Genomic DNA, 17,279 nt, shown 5'->3' on the forward strand with positions numbered 1-17,279 from the left:
GAGGTTATTTCTTCGACCAAGTGCCGCCGCTCTGTACCCACCAGCCTGCTTGGGCGCGCTGGATCCAGCGTTGGGCGAAGGTGCTGCGAATCTCGGTCTGCCATTCGGGATGGCCGTTGGCGCGGGCGATCTCGGCATACAGGCTGGTGCGGTCCTGGTTCTCGGCGGCGACCAGGCTGTTGACCGCCTGGCGTTGCGCCAGGGGCACGGCGCTGGCATCGTGCACGGCGACGAGTCCGTCAGCGGTCAGGCCGACCGCTCCGCTGGCGTACAGCCCGGCCAGCTGGGCATGGCGCGCCTGCATGGATTGTTTCAATGCGGCGACACCGGGCGTGTTCACTTCCAAGTCGGCTTGCGCCAGTGCTGCCGTGGAAAGACACAGCGCCAGCAAGGTCAGGCAAAATTTCAGCAAGCGGTTCATTTCGTTTCCTCCTTCTTGGCCTCAGGCGCAGCCGCCTTGTCGGGATGTTGCGTCTGCCAGACTTCGTCGATGATCTTGTCCGCCGCCTTCTCCGCCGCAGCCGCCGGGAAGTAGATGTTGATGGTGACGCAGGCGGTCAGGGCTGCACCCGCCAAAGGTAGTGCGATCCAGTTCTTCATTGAGGCTCCTTCATTTCACCACGGCTTTCACGTTGTCCTGCATCACGCGCTTGAGGCGCGCCAGCAGCTCATCCCAACCCACGGCGCGATTGTAGCCCATCACGGTGATGGCCGGTATGCCGCCGCCCTGCACGATGACGTAGCCATCCTTGCTGCCCGACACGCCGTCCATCAGACACACGCCATCGCGCAGCACGCAACTCAGGCCGATCTGACTGTATCCAAAGTTCTCGAACACGCGCAGGAAGCTGCGCTGCAAGGCCGCCGTGGCGCCGGAACCGCCCAGCGACGAGATATTCTCCACCGCCTTCTGGCTGATCTTTTTGCGGTAGCGGCCAGGGCTGCTGGCCACCTTGGCATCGAAGCGCACCGGCTGCCAGTTGGCCAGTTCCAGATTGTTGACGCTGACATCGAGCTTGCCCTGAATGTTGCCGAACGAGAAGGTACGGGTGAGCAGATCGAGGTCGAGTCCGCGCATGTCCAGATTGCCACTCAGGCGCGGCGCACGCCCGAACGCATCGTAAAGCCGCAAGCGGTTGGCGACGATGGTGCCATCGAAGAGACGGAACAGCAGCGCCCCGTCCACCGTCATCTCGCCATCGGCATAGCTCACCTGCGGGATCATGCCGGACAAGGTGCCGTGCATCTCCGGCAGGCCGAGTGCGGAACTCAACGCCTGCATAGCGATCGGCGCGAGACTGCCCGCAAAGCTCCAGTGCCAGGCCTCGCTCTCACGATGGAGATGGAAATCACGCAGCGACAGTTGGCCATCCAGGATGGGCACGGTTGCGACAGGCAAGGTCAGCTCCAGCCCGCGCAGGGTGGCCGACAGCTCGGTCGCCCCCAAGGGCAATTTGAGCAGTTCGCCGCTCGCCCAGCGGATGCTGGCTTGCGTCTCGGCACTGGCCTGCCAGGGAATGGAGGCCTCGATACCGCGCAAGCCGAAACGGTGTTCGGCATCGACGATCGCGGCATCATGCAACTTTAGCGTCAGCGCTGTGGTCGCACCGGAACGGTAGCGCCAATCCACATCGGCGTGCCCCGACAGCTCGGCATGCGCCAGCGCGCTCTTGTCCAGCCAGGGCTGGATCCATGTGGCGAACAGGGGAGCGAGTGCGATCTGTCGGCCTTGCAGGTCGGCATCCAGCAGCGCTCCAGCCTGAGAGTCCCAACGCCCAGCCAATTCGAAGTCGCCGACCTGCGCCAGTCTGGCCGTGGCATGAGTGACCTCCAACTGTCCCCGCCGGAGCTTGCCTGCCGCGCGCAAGCCGTGCCCGCCTCGCAGGTAGAGCGGCTGCCAGAACAGTTCACCGTCCTGCCATTGCAGGTCGGTCTTCCAGTCCCAGCGCCCTCCCGCGTTCAACGCCGCCACTTGCAATCTGCCCGCCAGACCTTCGGCGGCATGCAAGCCGGAAGCATCGCTGAAAGCCAGCTGCGTGACGTGCAGGTCGGCATCCAGCGCGCCCAGCCCGGACGCGTTACCGTGGGCCGCGATACGCCCGTCCAGCGTACCCTGGCTGGGCAGCGGCAGCTGGGCGGGCAGGAATCCCGCCAAGCGTCGTACCTGCGCCTGGTGCAGCCGCAGCTCGACCTGCCAGTTCGGCAAACCGAACTCGCCCGTCACTTGCCAGTGCTCGGCACCGGCTGTGAGCGCAAGGTCGAGCCGCTTGTGCGGCAATTCGTAGTCGAACTCCAGCGCCACTGCCGCATCGCCGGACATCTGGCCGCGCCGACATCGCACGGTCGCGCCATCGAAGCCGAACTCGCCACAATGCACGGCCACCTTGCGCCACGTCTGGTCCTGAATACGCAACTCGTCCAGCGTCAGATCGGCCTCGCCACCCTCCTGTAGAGCCAGGCGCAGGCCACGCGCGGAGAAGCTGGCCGCCTCGATGTCGGCGACACTCAGCAACAGGGTCGCCGACTGCGCGCCCGGCGCAACAGCCAGAAGAACGAGCAACAGGAACAATCCGCGTAGGCAGGTCAGCATGCGCGCATCTTACCCAAACATTCCGTAGAGCAGACCGGCAAAAAAAAACGGGAGGCCGTAGCCTCCCGTTCCTCTTGCCAGTGCCGCGCAATTATGCGCCGCGAATAGCCAGCTTTTCCTTGATACGTGCCGACTTGCCGGAACGCTCGCGCAGGTAGTACAGCTTGGCGCGGCGCACGTCGCCGCGACGCTTCACTTCGATGCTGGCGATGGCCGGGGAGTAAGTCTGGAAGGTACGCTCGACGCCTTCGCCGGACGAAACCTTGCGGACGATGAAGGAAGAGTTCAGCCCCTTGTTACGCTTGGCGATGACCACCCCTTCGTAGGCCTGGACGCGCTTGCGGGTACCTTCGACCACGTTCACGCCGACGATCACGGTGTCGCCAGGTGCGAAGTCAGGGATGGTCTTGCCCAGACGGGCGATCTCTTCTTGTTCGAGAATTGCGATCAGATTCATTTTGTTTCCTCTTGTTGTACGGACGCTTGTTCCTGCTGGTACTCTGCCAGTAGCCGAGCTTCCTGTTTTGTTAACTGGCGTTTTGCCAGCAAATCCGGACGACGTTCTGCAGTCCTGCCTAAGGCCTGCTTCAGCCGCCACTTCTCTATCTCGGCGTGGTGTCCGGACAGCAATACCGCCGGAACCTCCTCGCCGTTATAAACCTCGGGGCGCGTGTAGTGCGGACAATCCAGCAGGCCCGCCACGAAGGAATCCTGCTCTGCCGATGCGTCGTCGCCCAAGACTCCGGGGATCTGCCGCACCACGCTGTCCACCACCACCATCGCTGCCAACTCACCACCGGACAACACGTAGTCGCCGATGGAGAGCTCCTCATCCACCTGCTGCCGGAGCAGGCGCTCATCCACGCCCTCGTACCGCCCGGCCAGCAAGATCAATCCTGCACCCTGCGCCAGCAGTTCCTTCACCACAACGTCGCTCAACTGGCGACCTTGCGGCGAAAGATAGATCACCCGGCTCTTGGCCACACCTGCCGCCGCTTGTGCTGCTTTGGCGGCGCTGATCGCCTGCGCCAGCGGCTCCGCCAGCATCACCATGCCCGGCCCGCCTCCGTAGGGACGGTCGTCGATGGTGCGGTAGTTGTCGCGGGTGAAATCACGCGGATTCCACGCCTGCAACTCGAACCTGCCCTGCTCCGCCGCCCGCCGCGTCACGCCATATTGCGTGATGGCCGCGAACATCTCCGGGAACAGAGTGACGACATCGAACCTCATGCGAGGTAGTCCGCCTGCCAATCCACCGTGATGGTCTTGCTCGCCACGTCCGCCTGCTGCACCACCTGCTTGATGTACGGGATCAACATCTCACCCGATCCACGCTTGACCACCAGCACGTCGTTGGCTCCGGTCTCCAGCAGCGTGTCCACCCTGCCCAGCTCTTCACCGGCCAGGTTCACCACCTTGCAGCCGATCAGATCGGACCAGTACACCTCGTCGGCTTCAGCCTCGGGCAACTCGCTGCGCGGCACCGCCACCAGCAGGCCCTTGAGCCGTTCAGCCGCATTGCGATCAGTGCATCCGGCCAGTCTGGCGACCAGTATCTTGCCGTGCACCGTGCATTCGGCCAGTTCCACTTCACGCCAAGGCTGGCGCTCGTTGCCTAGCCACCAGTGATCGTAGCCGTCCAGACTATCAAGATACTCGGTAAAGGTCTGAACCTTGACCCAGCCCAGGATACCGTGCGCCGCGACCACCTTCCCCATGACGACCATGGGGCTTGTTTCCTTAGGCTGCTGCAACGACTGGGTTGTTCTTGACCAGCTTGGCGACAGCGTCGGACAGCTGCGCGCCCTTGTCTTGCCAGAAAGTCACGCGATCCATTTGCAGACGCACGCCTTCGTGGCCATCCTTGGCGACAGGATTGTAGAAGCCAACGCGCTCGATGAAGCGACCATCGCGACGATTGCGCGAATCAGCCACGACCACATTGTAGAAAGGACGGTTCTTGGAACCACCGCGAGAAAGACGAATAACGACCATAGTCAAATCTACCTGAAGTAATTTTTAGCCCAATGCCAAAGGGCGCGAATTTTACGCAACTTCCTCCGCTGTGGCAAGCGCTTGCATGCGGTACGCGGATGCCGGGTATCGATGCCGAATGAAGTGCTAAAAAAAAAACCCCGCCGATCTCTCGACGGGGTTTCCATGACTCTGCTACTTAGCGAACCTGATCCAGTCCTACGGAGCTGGAATGGATGTCCACATGCGAAGTTTCCTTCACGAACAGCATGCCGATGACGAAGGTCATCAGGGCGAAGCAGATCGGATACCACAGGCCGAAGTAAATGTCGCCCTTCCACGCCACCAGCGCGAACGAGACGGTGGGCAGGAAGCCGCCGAACCAGCCGTTACCGATGTGATACGGCAGCGACATGGAGGTGTAGCGGATGCGGGTGGGGAAGAACTCCACCAGCATGGCGGCGATCGGGCCATAGACCATGGTCACGTAGATCACCAGCAACACCAGCAGGATCAGCACCATGGCGTGGTCGATATGGTTGGGGTCAGCCTTGGTCGGATAGCCCGCCTCGGTGGTGGCCGCCTTCAGCGCATCGCCGAACTCCTTGCTCTTGGCCTTGAACGTATCCTTGTCCAAGCCTACGCCTTCAAAGCCCGGCACTTCCTTCGCGCCGACCTTGATCATGGCGACGGTACCTGCCGGAGCGACCTCGTTCTCGTACGAGATACCGGCCTTGACCAGCGCGCCCTTGGCGATGTCGCAGGAGCTCAGGAATTTGGCCTTGCCGATCGGGTCGAACTGGAAGGTGCAAGTAGCCGGATCAGCGATCACGTGGATAGGCGAGGTCTGCTGTGCGGTCTCCAGCGCCGGGTTGGCGTAGTGGGTCAGGCCCTTGAAGATCGGGAAGTAGGTCAGCGCCGCGATCAAACAGCCCGCCATGATGATGGGCTTGCGACCGATCCTGTCGGACAGCGAACCGAACACCACGAAGAACGGAGTGGCGATGATCAGCGAAGCAGCGATCAGCAGGTTGGCGGTCTGCGCGTCCACCATCAGGGTCTTGGTCAGGAAGAACAGCGCATAGAACTGGCCGGTGTACCAGACCACGGCTTGACCGACGACCAGGCCGAACAGGGCGATGATGACGAACTTCAGGTTCTTCCACTGACCGAACGACTCAGCGATAGGCGCCTTGGAGTGCGTACCTTCGGCCTTCATCTTCAGGAAGGCCGGCGATTCGCTCAAGGACAAGCGGATCCACATCGACACGCCCAGCAGCAGGATGGAGACCAGGAACGGCACGCGCCAGCCCCAGGTATCGAAATCCGGCCCGGTGATGTTGCGGGTGACCAAGATCACGATCAGCGACAGGAACAGACCCAGCGTAGCGGTGGTCTGGATCCAGGCGGTGTAAGCGCCGCGCTTGTTCTGCGGAGCATGTTCAGCTACGTAAGTCGCTGCGCCGCCATACTCGCCACCCAGTGCCAAGCCTTGCAACAGGCGCAGACAGATCAGGATGACGGGAGCCGCGATGCCGATGCTCTCATAGCTGGGCAGCAAGCCGACGATGAACGTGGACAGGCCCATGATCAGGATGGTGACCAGGAATGTGTATTTACGACCGACCAGATCGCCCAGGCGACCGAACACCAGCGCACCGAACGGACGCACGGCAAAACCGGCGGCGAACGCCATCAGGGCGAAGATGAAGGCGGTGGTCTCGTTCACGCCGGAGAAGAACTGTTTACTGATGACTGCGGCCAGCGAGCCGTATAGATAGAAGTCGTACCATTCAAAGACGGTGCCGAGCGAAGAAGCGAAGATGACCTTGCGCTCTTCCTTGCTGATGCGATGTTTCGCTACTGGTGTCATGTATCCCCCTGTCAGTTTGGTATTAGAAACGGGGCCGGTCGCCCTCACCCGGATCGCGCCTCTCGGTGCCTGCGGGACGTATGTCGTTTGGACATTTCCCCCAAGGCCATTACAATCATCGCTCCGAGAACACTGCGACTTGATGGCGGACCTGCTCCGTCTGGCTCGCGAGCTTACTGTCGTTAACTTACGCGAAACTTACATCCACCATGCGCATACTGATCGCCGAAGATGATGAGGTACTGGCCGACGGGCTGTCGCGCTGCATGCGCTCATCCGGCTATGCGGTCGACCTGGTCCGGAACGGTGCCGAGGCCGACTCCCTGCTCAAGGGCATGCAACCTTTCGACCTCGTCATCCTCGACCTCGGCCTGCCCGTACTGGACGGCTACAGCGTGCTGCGCAATCTGCGCGGACGGCATTGCCGGGTGCCGGTGATTATCCTGACCGCCCGCGATGGCGTGTCGGATCGCGTCAAGGGACTAGACTTGGGCGCTGACGACTATATGGTCAAGCCGTTCAGCCTGGAGGAACTGGAAGCACGGGTGCGCGCCCTGCTGCGACGCGGGCTGTGCGGTGTCAATCCCATGCTCACCTGTGGCCGACTGACCTTCGACACGGTGGCGCGCCGCGCGCTGATCGACGATCAGCTGATCGAGCTGACGACGCGCGAGCTGGGCATCCTGGAGGCGCTGCTGCAACGTACAGGCTGGGTGGTCAGCAAGGAGCAGATGCTGGAGCGCCTGTACAGCTATGCCGAAGAGGCCAGCAACAACGCCATCGAAGTCTATATCCACCGCCTGCGCAAGAAGACCGAGGCGGCCGGCATCACCATCCGCACCATCCGTGGCCTGGGCTACGTCATCGACCAAACCCCGCCCTGACCTGCCCGCCTCTGGCACATGGAGAATCCCGTCCCGTCCCTGCGCAGCTACCTGACCAACAGGCTGCTGACCTCGCTGTACCTGCTGTGGCTGATCAGTACCGTCGTAGGTTATTTCGCCACCATCAACTACGCCAACCAGCCCTACGACATGGTATTGCTGCAACGCGCCCAGGCCGTGGCCGAACAGCTCAAGCTCGGGACCGGACACGAAAGACTGGAGTACGTCCCGGAACTGCCCGACGGCTCCGACCCGGTGATGCCGGACCGCCTCGTCTACACCGTGAGCGACAGCGAAGGTCGCAAACTGGCTGGCACGGCCAGCCTGTCCACCCCGCTCTCCTACCGGCGCAGCAAGACCGGCGCGGTGTTCAGCAATGGCGAACGCGGCGGCGAGAAGACGCGCACAGTGAGCCTGGTCTACCCCGACCCGGCGAGCAAGCGTGTGCTGCAACTGCATGTCTCGGAGACCACCCATCAACGGCAGGCGCTGATACGCGGCATCCTGGCCAACATCGTGATCCCGCAGCTGCTGCTCATCCTGCTTGCGGTAGCGGCGGTGTGGTATGGCCTTAAAAAAGGACTGCTGCCGCTGGAGCGACTGCGCAACGATGTGGCCACGCGCGCGCGCGGCGACCTTGATCGACTGGACGAGGCGCGCGCGCCCGCCGAGGTCCGCCCGCTGCTCGATGCGGTCAACGATCTGCTGGAACGACTCAAACAGGTGATGTCGTCGCAACAGCGCTTCGTCGCCGATGCCGCCCACCAGCTGCGTACCCCGCTGGCCGGACTGAAGACCCAGGTCGAGCTGGCGTTGCGCGAAGACGATCCGGTACGCAAACAGCGCATCCTGGAATACGTGCTGACCAGCGCCAAACGCTCCAGCCACCTCATCAATCAGCTGCTGATGCTGGCGCGCAACGAGCCGGGCGGACAAGGGGTAGAGACCTTCCTCCCGCTCGACCTCGATCAGGCCGCCCGCGACTGCACTCTGCACTGGGTACCGTTCGCGCTGGAGAAGAACATCGATCTGGGTTTCGAGGAGGCGGGCCGCCCCGCGCCCATCCTGGGAGATGCCGACAGTCTGGGCGAGATGCTGGGCAACCTGATCGACAACGCCATCCGTTACACGCCGCGTGGCGGAGTCGTGACGGTCAGCGTACGGAATGAAGGCCATCAGGCCGTGTTGCAGGTGTTGGACAACGGGCCGGGCATACCGCCCGAGCATCGCCCCCTGGTCTTCGACCGCTTCTATCGCGTACTGGGCAGCGGCCAGAGCGGCAGCGGCCTGGGCCTGGCCATCGTAGCCGAAGTCGCCAAGCGCCACGATGCCGAACTACTGCTTGAATCCGGCAATGAAGGCAAAGGGTCGCGCTTCGAAGTTCGCTTCCCGCTGTCCTCGCTCAGACCGTAGCGCGCCCCGGCACCAGATAACCGTCCAGGTACCACCGGTACAGCAGCTCGCCCAAATCCGCAGGCAACTCGGCAGCCGGCAGTGCACGAGTATCGGCCAGCTGGCGCAACACCGCGTAGCACCCGGCATCCACCGGCTCCGCCTCTCCGTTCATGAACACCGTCCGGCCCCGGCACAGCATCTGCGTCTTCAGCCCCAGGCTCGCACCCTGCCGGGCCACCGCCTGCCGGAACTTGCCCTCGGCGAGCGCAGGCTCCGGCGACTCAAAATAGATGTGCGGCTTGGGCTCGGAAAGGTAACAACCCAGAAAGTTGGCGATGTCGTCCTTATCCCAGCGGATGCGCTCGATGGCATCGGCGACCTTGTCCAGCATGGCATCACTGATCTCGGAAGGATGGGATTGCAGTCGGAGGTCAGGGTCGGCGTACACGCCTTCCACTTCGATGCGATCCTGCAGATACACCATGAACTGTTCGCCCAACTCCTGGTAGGTGGGGGTGCGGAAGCCGATGGAGTAGGTCATGCAGTCGTCTTCGGCGATGCCGTTGTGGGCGCAATGTGGCGGCAGGTAGAGCATGTCGCCCGCTTCCAGCACCCACTCCTGCTCTACCCTGAAATCCTTGAGGATGCGCAGCGGCGCGCCTTCGATCAGGGTGCGATCTTCCTGCGTGGAGATCTGCCAGCGGCGGTGCCCCAAGCCTTGCAGCAGGAACACGTCATACGCATCGAAGTGCGGGCCGACACCGCCGCCCTTGGGCGCATAGCTCACCATCAGATCGTCCAGCCGCGCGTGCGGGATGAAACTGAAGTGTTTGAGCAACTCCGTACCCTCCGGCAGGAAATGGTTCACGCCTTGCACCAGCACCGTCCACTGGCCGCGCAGCTTCCACAGTTTTTCGCGTTCGAACGGCCCATGAGCCAGTTTGAAATTGCCGCGCGTCTGCTGCACCAATCGCGCTTGCGCATCCTCCAGGCAGGCCAGTTCCTGCAGTTGGAGCGGGTCAAGCAAGCCTTTGAACTCGGGAAACGCTTGGCGGATTAGCAGGGGTTTCTTCTGCCAGTAGTCGCGCAGAAACTCGGTGGCGGTCAGCCCGCCCAGGAAGGAAAGTGGTGTATTCATGAGGGGAATTATAGCTGTGCCGATGCTACGCAAAAATAATTTTGGCCCGGAAGAATTCGGATAGAATGCCCCGCAGGAGGTAGTTTATGCAGTTACAAGCTGGGACCGAGGCACCGCATTTTGAATTGCCGGATGCCGATATGAAAACTTTCAGCTTAGCGCGCAAGCAGGGCAAGAAGAACGTAGTACTGTACTTCTATCCCAAGGATGACACGCCGGGCTGCACCATCGAAGCAAATGAATTCACCGATCTGGTCGACGAGTTCGCCAAACTTGACACACTCTTGGTCGGTGTCAGCCGTGATGACTGCCTGAGTCACGCCGCGTTCCGCGACAAGTACGGCCTGTCGGTGCAATTGCTGGCAGACACCGAATCGCGGGTGTGCAAGAAGTACGGCGTACTGTACGACAAGGAAGTGGACGGACATACCAAGGTCTCGATACGACGCTCCACCTTCGTGATAGACAAGCAGGGGATGTTGCGCCACGCCCTGTACGGCGTGCAGTCACGCGGACATGCCCAGGAAATTCTCAAACTGATTAAGGATATGGAATGAACATCGCCAAAAACACCATCGTCTCGCTGACCTATGAACTGACCGATGCAGGCGGCGAGCTGATCGAGAAGGTCGCCGAACCCATCAGCTATCTGCATGGCGGCTATGACGGCATCTTCCCGCTGGTGGAAGAGACATTGCACGGCAAGGCCGTGGGCGATCGGGCCTCCATCACCCTGACACCGGACGATGCTTTCGGTGAATACGACCACGACATGGTGCGTGTCGAACCGCGCGACCTGTTCCCCAAGGAGATCGCCGTCGGGATGCAGTTCGAGGGTGGCGAGGAGGAAGGCGACGATGAGGATTTCGAGTTGTTCACCGTAGTCGAAGTGACCGACAAGGAAGTGACTCTGGACGGCAACCACCCGTTGGCGGGCAAGACACTGACCTTCAACTGCACCATCACCGGCGTACGCCAGGCGACCGCCGAGGAATTGGAACACGGCCACGTACACGGCGAGGGCGGCCATCACCACTAGGCTTGCCGCCCCCCACCAAGCCCGCGCAAGCGGGCTTTTTTTGGTCAAGCGTCGAACACGGACGAACCCGATAGCGCGACGCGGACGCAAGGAAGACGAGACATGAGCGGGATCAGACTGATCGTCGGGCTGGGCAACCCAGGCCGCGACTATGAATCCACCCGACACAATGCCGGGTGCTGGTGGGTGGACGAATTCGCCCGCCGCCACGGGCTTTCCTTCAAGCTGGAAACCAAGTTCCATGGCCTGGTGGCGCGCGGCAACGTGGAAGGCCATGAGCTGTGGCTACTCAAACCCCAGACCTTTATGAACCTGAGTGGCCGTGCCGTCGGTGCGCTGGCCCAGTTCTACAAGATCGAACCGGCACAGATACTGGTGGCGCATGACGAGCTCGACCTGCCGCCGGGCAGCGCCAAACTCAAGCTGGGCGGCGGACACGGCGGCCACAACGGCCTGAAAGACATCGCCGCCCACCTCGGCCCCGGCTACTGGCGGCTGCGCATCGGCATCGGCCACCCCGGCGACCGTTCACTGGTATCGGCCTACGTGCTCAACGACCCGCGCCGCGAAGAAATGGAGCTGATCGACATCGCGCTGGCGCGCGCCCAGGATGTCGCCAAGTTGATCGTCGAAGGCAAGCAGGAAGCGGCGATGCTCAAGCTGCACACGGCCTAGTCCGCGCGGCCGTCACTCGGCGGACACCGCGAACCACGCCGCATACAGCGCAGGCAGGGCGAGCAGTGTCAGCAGCGTCGCCACCAGCAATCCGCCCATGATGACGATGGCCATCGGCCCCCAGAACACGCTGCTGGCGAGCGGGACCATGGCGAGGATGGCGGCGGCGGCGGTGAGCAGGATGGGGCGGGCGCGGCGCACGGTAGAGTCGATGATGGCATCGCGACGACCCAGCCCCTGCGCCATGTCCTGGTCGATCTGATCGACCAGGATCACCGAGTTGCGCATGATCATGCCGGCCAGCGAGATCATCCCCAGCATGGCGACGAAACCGAACGGCACATGGAAGGCGAGCAGAACTGCCGCCACACCGATCACGCCCAGCGGAGCGGTGAACAGCACCAGCGCGACCTCGCCGAAACGGCGCAGCTGCAACATCAGCAGGGTAAGGATGAGGAAGCCGGTGAGCGGCAGTACGGCGATGATGGAATCGGTGGCCTGGTCGCTATCGGCCATCGCGCCCGCCGCCTTGACCTGGTAGCCCGGCGGCAGTTTGGCGCGGATGTCGGCCAGTTGGCGGTCTATGGTCTGGCTCACCTCGGGGGCCTGGATGTCGTCCGGGACATCGGCGCGCACGGTCACGATGGGCTGACGGTTCATGCGCCAGCGGATGCCCTCCTCGGTCGCCGACTCTATCCTGGCGAAGCGCACCAGCGGCACCGCCCGCCCGCTCTCGCTGACAACGCTGAGCTGGTTGAGTATGTTCGGGTCGGTGCGCTCGCTCTCCACGCTGCGCAGGATCACGCCAAGCTGGTGCGCATGTTCGCGCAGGGTGGTGACCCGATAGCCGGAGAGCATGGCCTGCAGTTGTCGCGCCAGGCCACGGGTGTCCACGCCCAGTCCACGCGCGGCAGCTTCGTCGACCTGCACGCGCAACACGTTCAACGGCTCGTCCGAATCCTGGCTGGCGTTCTTGGTGTTCGGGTTCGCCTTGACCACGGCCAGCACGTCACCGGCGATGGCGCGCAGACGCTCGGCATCGTCGCCCATGACCCAGAACTGGACGGGGTAGCCGACCGGCGGCCCGTTCTCCAGCCGCGAGATACGCACGCCGGAGTCGGGATATTCCTTGTCTATCGTGCTGCGGATACGTTTGAGCACCTCCTCGCGCGCCTTCACGTCCCGCGCCTCGATCACGATCTGCGCGTAGTTGATGGTGGGCAGCTGCAGGTCCAGCGGCAAGTAGAAACGCGGCGAGCTGCCGCCGACGTAACTGGTGTACCGGGCGACGGCGGCATCATCCTTGAGCAGCTTCTCGACCTCATCCACCACGGTCTCGGTCAGGGCGAAGTTGGCACTTTCCGGCAGCCAGATGTCCAGCAACAACTCGGGACGCTCGGACGGCGGGAAGAACTGCTGTTCGACCTTGCTGAAACCCACCAGCGCCAGGGCGAACGCGGCCAGCGTGGCCAGGATGACACTCTTGCGCCAGCGCAGGCATCCCGCCACCACTCTGCGGAAGCCGGTATAGAAGCGGCCTTGGTAAAGCGTAGCGCTATGCCCGGCCTGCTCGTTCAGCAGGTGATAGCCGATGAACGGCGTGAACACCACAGCGACCAGCCAGGACACGAGCAAAGCGAGGGTGACCACGGCGCAGATGGAAAAGGTGTACTCGCCCGCCGAGGATTTCGCCAGCCCCACCGGCAAAAAGGCGGCAGCAGTGATGAGCGTGCCGGTGAGCATCGGAAAGGCAGTGCTGCGGTAGGCGAATACGGCGGCGCTGGCGCGACTCCACCCCTGCTCCAGCTTCACTTTCATCATCTCGACGGCGATCATCGCGTCGTCCACCAGCAAACCGATGGCGATGATGAGCGCGCCGATGGAAACGCGCTGCAAATCGATGCCGAAGGCCGCCATCAACAGGAAGGTGCCGGCCAGCACGATGGGGATGGACAACGCGACCACCAACCCGGCGCGCCAGCCCAGGCTGAGGAAGCTGATCGCCAGCACGATCAGCAGCGCCTCGCTCAGGGCCTGCATGAACGTGCCGACGGAGCGCTCGACCACCTTGGCCTGATCGCTGATCTGCGCCACGTGCATCCCTTGCGGCAAGCGACTGCGGATGCGGTCTAGCGTAGACGCGAGGTCGCGGCCGAACTCGACCATATCGCCGTGCGGCTGGGCGGCCACGGCCAGACCGATGGCCTCCTGCCCCCGGTATCGCATCTTGAAGCGAGCGGGGGTTTCCGCGCCCCGGCTGATCTGGCTGATGTCGCCCAGCTTGTAGGTCTTGCCATGCGCGGTGATCGCCAAGTCCTGCAAGGTAGCCAGACTGTCCAGCGGGTCGCTCAGGCGGATGCGCGTGATGTCGTCCTGGGTGACCAGCTCACCGGCTGACTCCTGCCCACCATGGGCCCGGATGGCCGCAGCGATCTGCATCGGCGCGATGCCCAGCGCGGCCAGCTTCTCCACCGAGTATTCGATGTACACGTGCTCCGGCTGGGTGCCGATCAGCACCACCTTGCTGACCGAGGCCAGTTGCAGCATGGCCTGCCGCGCCTGATCCGCCGCCCGTTCCAGCGCCGCAGCATCGGGCCGGTCGGCAGTAAAGGCGTAGATCGCACCGTAGGTGGTGCCGTATTCATCGTTGACGAGGGGGCCGTTCACGCCTTCCGGCAAAGTGTCCCGCATGTCCGATAGATGTTTGCGCACCGTGAGCCAGACATGCTCCAGTTCGGCGGGCGGCATCTCGTCCTTCAGCGTGACGAAGATCTCGGTCTCGCCCGGCTTGGAATAGCTGCTCACACTGTCCAGCCAGGGTGTTTCCTGCAGACTGCGTTCCAGCTTGTCGGTGACTTGCGCCTCCATCTCGCGCGCGGTCGCGCCCGGCCAGGTCGCCGTGACCGTCATCACCTTGAAGGTGAAATCCGGGTCTTCCTTCTGTGGCAGCCTGGCATAGGAAAGCAGGCCAGCTGCGAGGGTCGCAAACAGGAAATACAGAACCAGAGTCTGGTTCTTGATCGCCCATTCGGAAAGATTTACATGCTTCATCGTTCGATTCAGTGCGCGTGCGCTGATTTTTGTCGCGGCATTATAAGTGGTAATGCTTAAGGATGGCTGCTCTAGTGGTAAGATTGCGCCCTTCAAAAACGGGTTGGGAACATGACCGAGATAGCACCGATACAAGACATCATCGCCGAGATGCGCGCCGGGCGCATGGTGGTGCTGGTGGACGAGGAGGACCGCGAGAACGAAGGCGACCTGGTCTTCGCAGCCGATTTCGTCACGCCGGAGAAGATCAACTTCATGGCGCGCTTCGGGCGCGGCCTGATCTGCCTGACACTCACCGAGGCGCATTGCAAGCAGCTCGACCTGCCCTTGATGGTGCGCGAGAACGGCTCGCCACTGGGCACCAATTTCACCTTGTCGATCGAAGCGGCGACCGGCGTGACCACCGGCATCTCCGCCGCCGACCGCGCCCGCACCATCCAGGTGGCGGCACATCCGCGCGCGACTTCCGCCGACATCGTGCAGCCGGGCCACATATTCCCGCTGCGCGCCAAGAACGGCGGCGTGCTGGTGCGCGCCGGCCACACCGAGGCAGGCTGCGACCTGGCGCAACTGGCCGGCCTGACACCCGCAGCGGTGATCTGCGAGATACTCAAGGACGACGGCGAGATGGCGCGCCTGCCCGACCTGGTGACCTTCGCCAGACAGCACGGGCTGCTGATCGGCGCGATCGCCGACCTGATCGAATACCGCAACCACAACGAGAAGCTGGTGGCGCGTGTTTCCAGCCGCCCGATCCAGACCGCCTATGGCGAGTTCACGCTGACCAGCTACCTCGACCAGACCACGCAGCGCGCGCATCTGGCACTGGTCAAGGGCGAAATCAAGGCCGAGCAGGAGACGCTGGTGCGGGTGCACGAGCCGCTGTCCGCCCTGGATTTCCTGGAGCAGGTCAGCCTGGCCCAGGGTACCAGCGTGCATGACGCGCTGAGCAAGATCAGCCAGTCCGACAGCGGAGTGCTGGTGCTGATGCACCACGCCGAGTCGGCGCAGGAGTTGCTGGCGCGCACGGCGGAAGTGCCGCAAGCGCATCTGGCCGCCAAGTGGGACGCGCGCAGCTACGGCATCGGTGCCCAGATCCTGCGCGACCTGGGCGTGGGTAAGATGCGTTTGATCGCCACCCCGCGCAAGCTGCCCAGCATGGCGGGTTTCGGGCTCGAAGTCACCGGTTACGCTTAAGGAATGAAATGAAAGAGATAGAGATCAATCTGAACGGCGCAGGGATGCGTATCGGCATCGTGCAGAGCCGTTTCAACGATGTGGTGTGCGAAGGGCTGCTGGCAGCCTGCCGCGCACGCTTGCTGCAACAAGGGGTGAAGGGGGAGGACATCACGCTGGCGACCGTGCCCGGCGCGCTGGAGATCCCGCTGGTGCTGCAAACCATGGCGCAGAGTGGCAAGTTCGACGCGCTGATCGCGCTGGGCGCGGTGATCCGTGGCGACACCTATCACTTCGAAGTGGTGTCCAACGAATCGGCGCGCGGCGTGGGTGAAGTGCAGCTGCATGGCGGCGTGCCCGTCGCCAACGCGATCCTGACCACCGACACCGATGAGCAGGCCGAAGTGCGGATGAGCATCAAGGGCGCGGAAGCTGCCATGGTCGCCATCGAAATGGCCAACCTGTTGAAAGCGATCAAATGAGTGACACCAAGAATACGGCCACGGCCAAAAGTGCGCGCCGCCGCTCCCGCGAGCTGGCGATGCAGGGCGTGTATCAATGGCGTTTGTCCGGCGAGGATATCGGCGCCATCGAGCAGATGACCCGCGACGAAAAGAGCCTGGGGCGCTACGACTCGGAGTTCTATAGCGACCTGCTGCGCGGTGTGCTGAATCGCATCGAGATACTGACCGAAGCCATCGCGCCGCACCTGGATCGCCCGGTGAACGATCTCAGCCCGGTGGAATATTCGGTACTGCTGCTGGGAGCCTACGAACTGGCGCATCACCCCGAGATTCCCTACCGGGTCATCATCAACGAAGAGGTCGAGCTGGCTAAAACCTTCGGCGGCAGCGACGGCCACAAGTTCGTCAACGGCGTGCTGGACAAACTGGCAGCTACCCTCCGTAGCGACGAGGTACGCGGGGCCTGACCGGGAACGTCCGTGCTCTTCAATTCCTACGGTTTCATCTTCCTGTACCTGCCGGTGGTGCTGGCGGGGTTCTTCTGGCTGGCGCGATGGAGCGAGCGGTATGCCGCCGGGTGGCTGGCCCTCGCCTCGCTGTTCTTCTATGGCTACTGGAACCCAGCCTACGTCGGCCTCCTGCTCGGCTCCATCGCCTTCAATTACACCCTCGGGGTCTGGATCGCCCAGGCCGGAGCTCGGCAACAGCACCGGCGACAGCGCCATCTGCTGGTCTTCGCCATCGCTGCCGACCTCGCCCTGCTCGCCTATTTCAAGTACGCGAACTTCTTCCTGGACAGCCTGAACGCCGTCGCCGGGTCGAAACTCTCGCTCGGCGAAATCATCCTCCCGCTCGGCATCTCCTTCTTCACCTTCACACAGATCGCCTTCCTCGTCGACACCTTTCAGTCCAAGGTCAAAGAGTTCAACTTCGTCCACTACACCCTCTTCGTCACCTATTTCCCTCACCTCATCGCCGGACCCGTGCTACACCACAAGGAAATGATGCCCCAGTTCGCCC

18 protein-coding genes and 1 pseudogene are annotated in these 17,279 nt (G+C 62.8%); 9 read left to right on the forward strand and 10 right to left on the reverse strand.

From position 1 onward, the window contains the following. Positions 1 to 4: 4 nt before the first annotated feature. From DM08_RS08860 to DM08_RS08895, 8 genes are all read right to left on the reverse strand, one after another. Positions 5 to 421 carry a YdbL family probable chaperone protein gene (locus DM08_RS08860; RefSeq protein ID WP_035384300.1) on the reverse strand — a complete coding sequence of 139 codons (417 nt, stop codon included), beginning with the start codon at positions 419 to 421 and terminating at the stop codon, positions 5 to 7. Next, a complete protein-coding gene (locus tag DM08_RS08865; RefSeq protein WP_035384301.1) occupies positions 418 to 600 on the reverse strand; it encodes a hypothetical protein in 183 nt (60 codons plus the stop codon). The genes DM08_RS08860 and DM08_RS08865 overlap by 4 nt, the downstream gene beginning before the upstream one ends. Before the next feature lie 10 nt (positions 601 to 610). Next, positions 611 to 2,590 (reverse strand): translocation/assembly module TamB domain-containing protein, encoded by a 1,980-nt coding sequence (locus DM08_RS08870; protein ID WP_035384302.1) that lies wholly within the window; start codon positions 2,588 to 2,590, stop codon positions 611 to 613. 91 nt (positions 2,591 to 2,681) lie between these two features. Beyond that, the gene (rplS, locus tag DM08_RS08875) at positions 2,682 to 3,047 is read right to left on the reverse strand and encodes a 50S ribosomal protein L19 (protein ID WP_035384303.1); all 366 of its coding nucleotides are present in this window, start codon (positions 3,045 to 3,047) and stop codon (positions 2,682 to 2,684) included. Beyond that, positions 3,044 to 3,820: a tRNA (guanosine(37)-N1)-methyltransferase TrmD gene (trmD, locus tag DM08_RS08880; RefSeq protein ID WP_035384304.1), complete on the reverse strand. Its 777-nt coding sequence runs from the start codon at positions 3,818 to 3,820 to the stop codon at positions 3,044 to 3,046. Before trmD ends, rplS begins: the two co-directional genes overlap by 4 nt. Continuing rightward, the gene (rimM, locus tag DM08_RS08885; RefSeq protein ID WP_051938039.1) at positions 3,817 to 4,317 is read right to left on the reverse strand and encodes a ribosome maturation factor RimM; all 501 of its coding nucleotides are present in this window, start codon (positions 4,315 to 4,317) and stop codon (positions 3,817 to 3,819) included. Before rimM ends, trmD begins: the two co-directional genes overlap by 4 nt. Positions 4,318 to 4,330: 13 nt before the next feature. Beyond that, positions 4,331 to 4,585, reverse strand: coding sequence for a 30S ribosomal protein S16 (gene rpsP / locus DM08_RS08890; protein ID WP_035384306.1), 255 nt, complete (start codon positions 4,583 to 4,585; stop codon positions 4,331 to 4,333). A gap of 178 nt (positions 4,586 to 4,763) precedes the next feature. Beyond that, on the reverse strand, positions 4,764 to 6,437 hold the full coding sequence (locus DM08_RS08895; protein WP_035384307.1) for an MFS transporter: 1,674 nt from the start codon (positions 6,435 to 6,437) through the stop codon (positions 4,764 to 4,766). Between the two features lie 209 nt (positions 6,438 to 6,646). On the opposite strand from DM08_RS08895, the gene DM08_RS08900 reads away from it, so the two are divergent. Both DM08_RS08900 and DM08_RS08905 read left to right on the forward strand, forming a co-directional pair. Continuing rightward, a complete protein-coding gene (locus tag DM08_RS08900) occupies positions 6,647 to 7,321 on the forward strand; it encodes a response regulator (protein ID WP_035384308.1) in 675 nt (224 codons plus the stop codon). Positions 7,322 to 7,339: 18 nt separating this feature from the next. Next, entirely contained in the window at positions 7,340 to 8,734 is a 1,395-nt protein-coding gene (locus DM08_RS08905; protein WP_035384309.1) for a sensor histidine kinase, read from the forward strand. On the opposite strand, the gene DM08_RS08910 is transcribed toward DM08_RS08905, so the two are convergent. Further along, on the reverse strand, positions 8,724 to 9,854 hold the full coding sequence (locus tag DM08_RS08910) for a cupin domain-containing protein (protein WP_035384310.1): 1,131 nt from the start codon (positions 9,852 to 9,854) through the stop codon (positions 8,724 to 8,726). The genes DM08_RS08905 and DM08_RS08910 overlap by 11 nt on opposite strands. A gap of 86 nt (positions 9,855 to 9,940) precedes the next feature. Here DM08_RS08910 and DM08_RS08915 point away from each other — a divergent pair, with 86 nt between their 5' ends. The 3 genes from DM08_RS08915 (at position 9,941) to pth (ending at position 11,568) form a co-directional block, all read left to right on the forward strand. After that, positions 9,941 to 10,411, forward strand: coding sequence for a peroxiredoxin (locus DM08_RS08915; protein ID WP_035384311.1), 471 nt, complete (start codon positions 9,941 to 9,943; stop codon positions 10,409 to 10,411). Next, positions 10,408 to 10,893 carry an FKBP-type peptidyl-prolyl cis-trans isomerase gene (locus DM08_RS08920; RefSeq protein WP_035384312.1) on the forward strand — a complete coding sequence of 162 codons (486 nt, stop codon included), beginning with the start codon at positions 10,408 to 10,410 and terminating at the stop codon, positions 10,891 to 10,893. Before DM08_RS08915 ends, DM08_RS08920 begins: the two co-directional genes overlap by 4 nt. Positions 10,894 to 10,995: 102 nt before the next feature. Continuing rightward, the gene (pth, locus tag DM08_RS08925; protein WP_035384313.1) at positions 10,996 to 11,568 is read left to right on the forward strand and encodes an aminoacyl-tRNA hydrolase; all 573 of its coding nucleotides are present in this window, start codon (positions 10,996 to 10,998) and stop codon (positions 11,566 to 11,568) included. 12 nt (positions 11,569 to 11,580) lie between these two features. Here pth and DM08_RS08930 read toward each other — a convergent pair whose 3' ends face one another. Beyond that, on the reverse strand, positions 11,581 to 14,619 hold the full coding sequence (locus DM08_RS08930) for an efflux RND transporter permease subunit (RefSeq protein WP_035384314.1): 3,039 nt from the start codon (positions 14,617 to 14,619) through the stop codon (positions 11,581 to 11,583). Between the two features lie 111 nt (positions 14,620 to 14,730). On the opposite strand from DM08_RS08930, the gene ribBA reads away from it, so the two are divergent. From ribBA to DM08_RS08950, 4 genes and pseudogenes are all read left to right on the forward strand, one after another. Further along, positions 14,731 to 15,816, forward strand: coding sequence for a bifunctional 3,4-dihydroxy-2-butanone-4-phosphate synthase/GTP cyclohydrolase II (ribBA, locus tag DM08_RS08935; protein ID WP_035384315.1), 1,086 nt, complete (start codon positions 14,731 to 14,733; stop codon positions 15,814 to 15,816). Between the two features lie 8 nt (positions 15,817 to 15,824). After that, on the forward strand, positions 15,825 to 16,277 hold the full coding sequence (gene ribH / locus DM08_RS08940) for a 6,7-dimethyl-8-ribityllumazine synthase (RefSeq protein ID WP_035384316.1): 453 nt from the start codon (positions 15,825 to 15,827) through the stop codon (positions 16,275 to 16,277). Beyond that, positions 16,274 to 16,726 (forward strand): transcription antitermination factor NusB, encoded by a 453-nt coding sequence (gene nusB, locus DM08_RS08945; RefSeq protein ID WP_035384317.1) that lies wholly within the window; start codon positions 16,274 to 16,276, stop codon positions 16,724 to 16,726. The genes ribH and nusB overlap by 4 nt, the downstream gene beginning before the upstream one ends. 12 nt (positions 16,727 to 16,738) lie before the next feature. Continuing rightward, positions 16,739 to 17,279: pseudogene (locus tag DM08_RS08950) on the forward strand (MBOAT family protein); the annotation flags it as partial.

The sequence above is a fragment of the Ferriphaselus sp. R-1 genome (assembly GCF_000746095.1).
Classification (GTDB): Bacteria; Pseudomonadota; Gammaproteobacteria; order Burkholderiales; family Gallionellaceae; genus Ferriphaselus.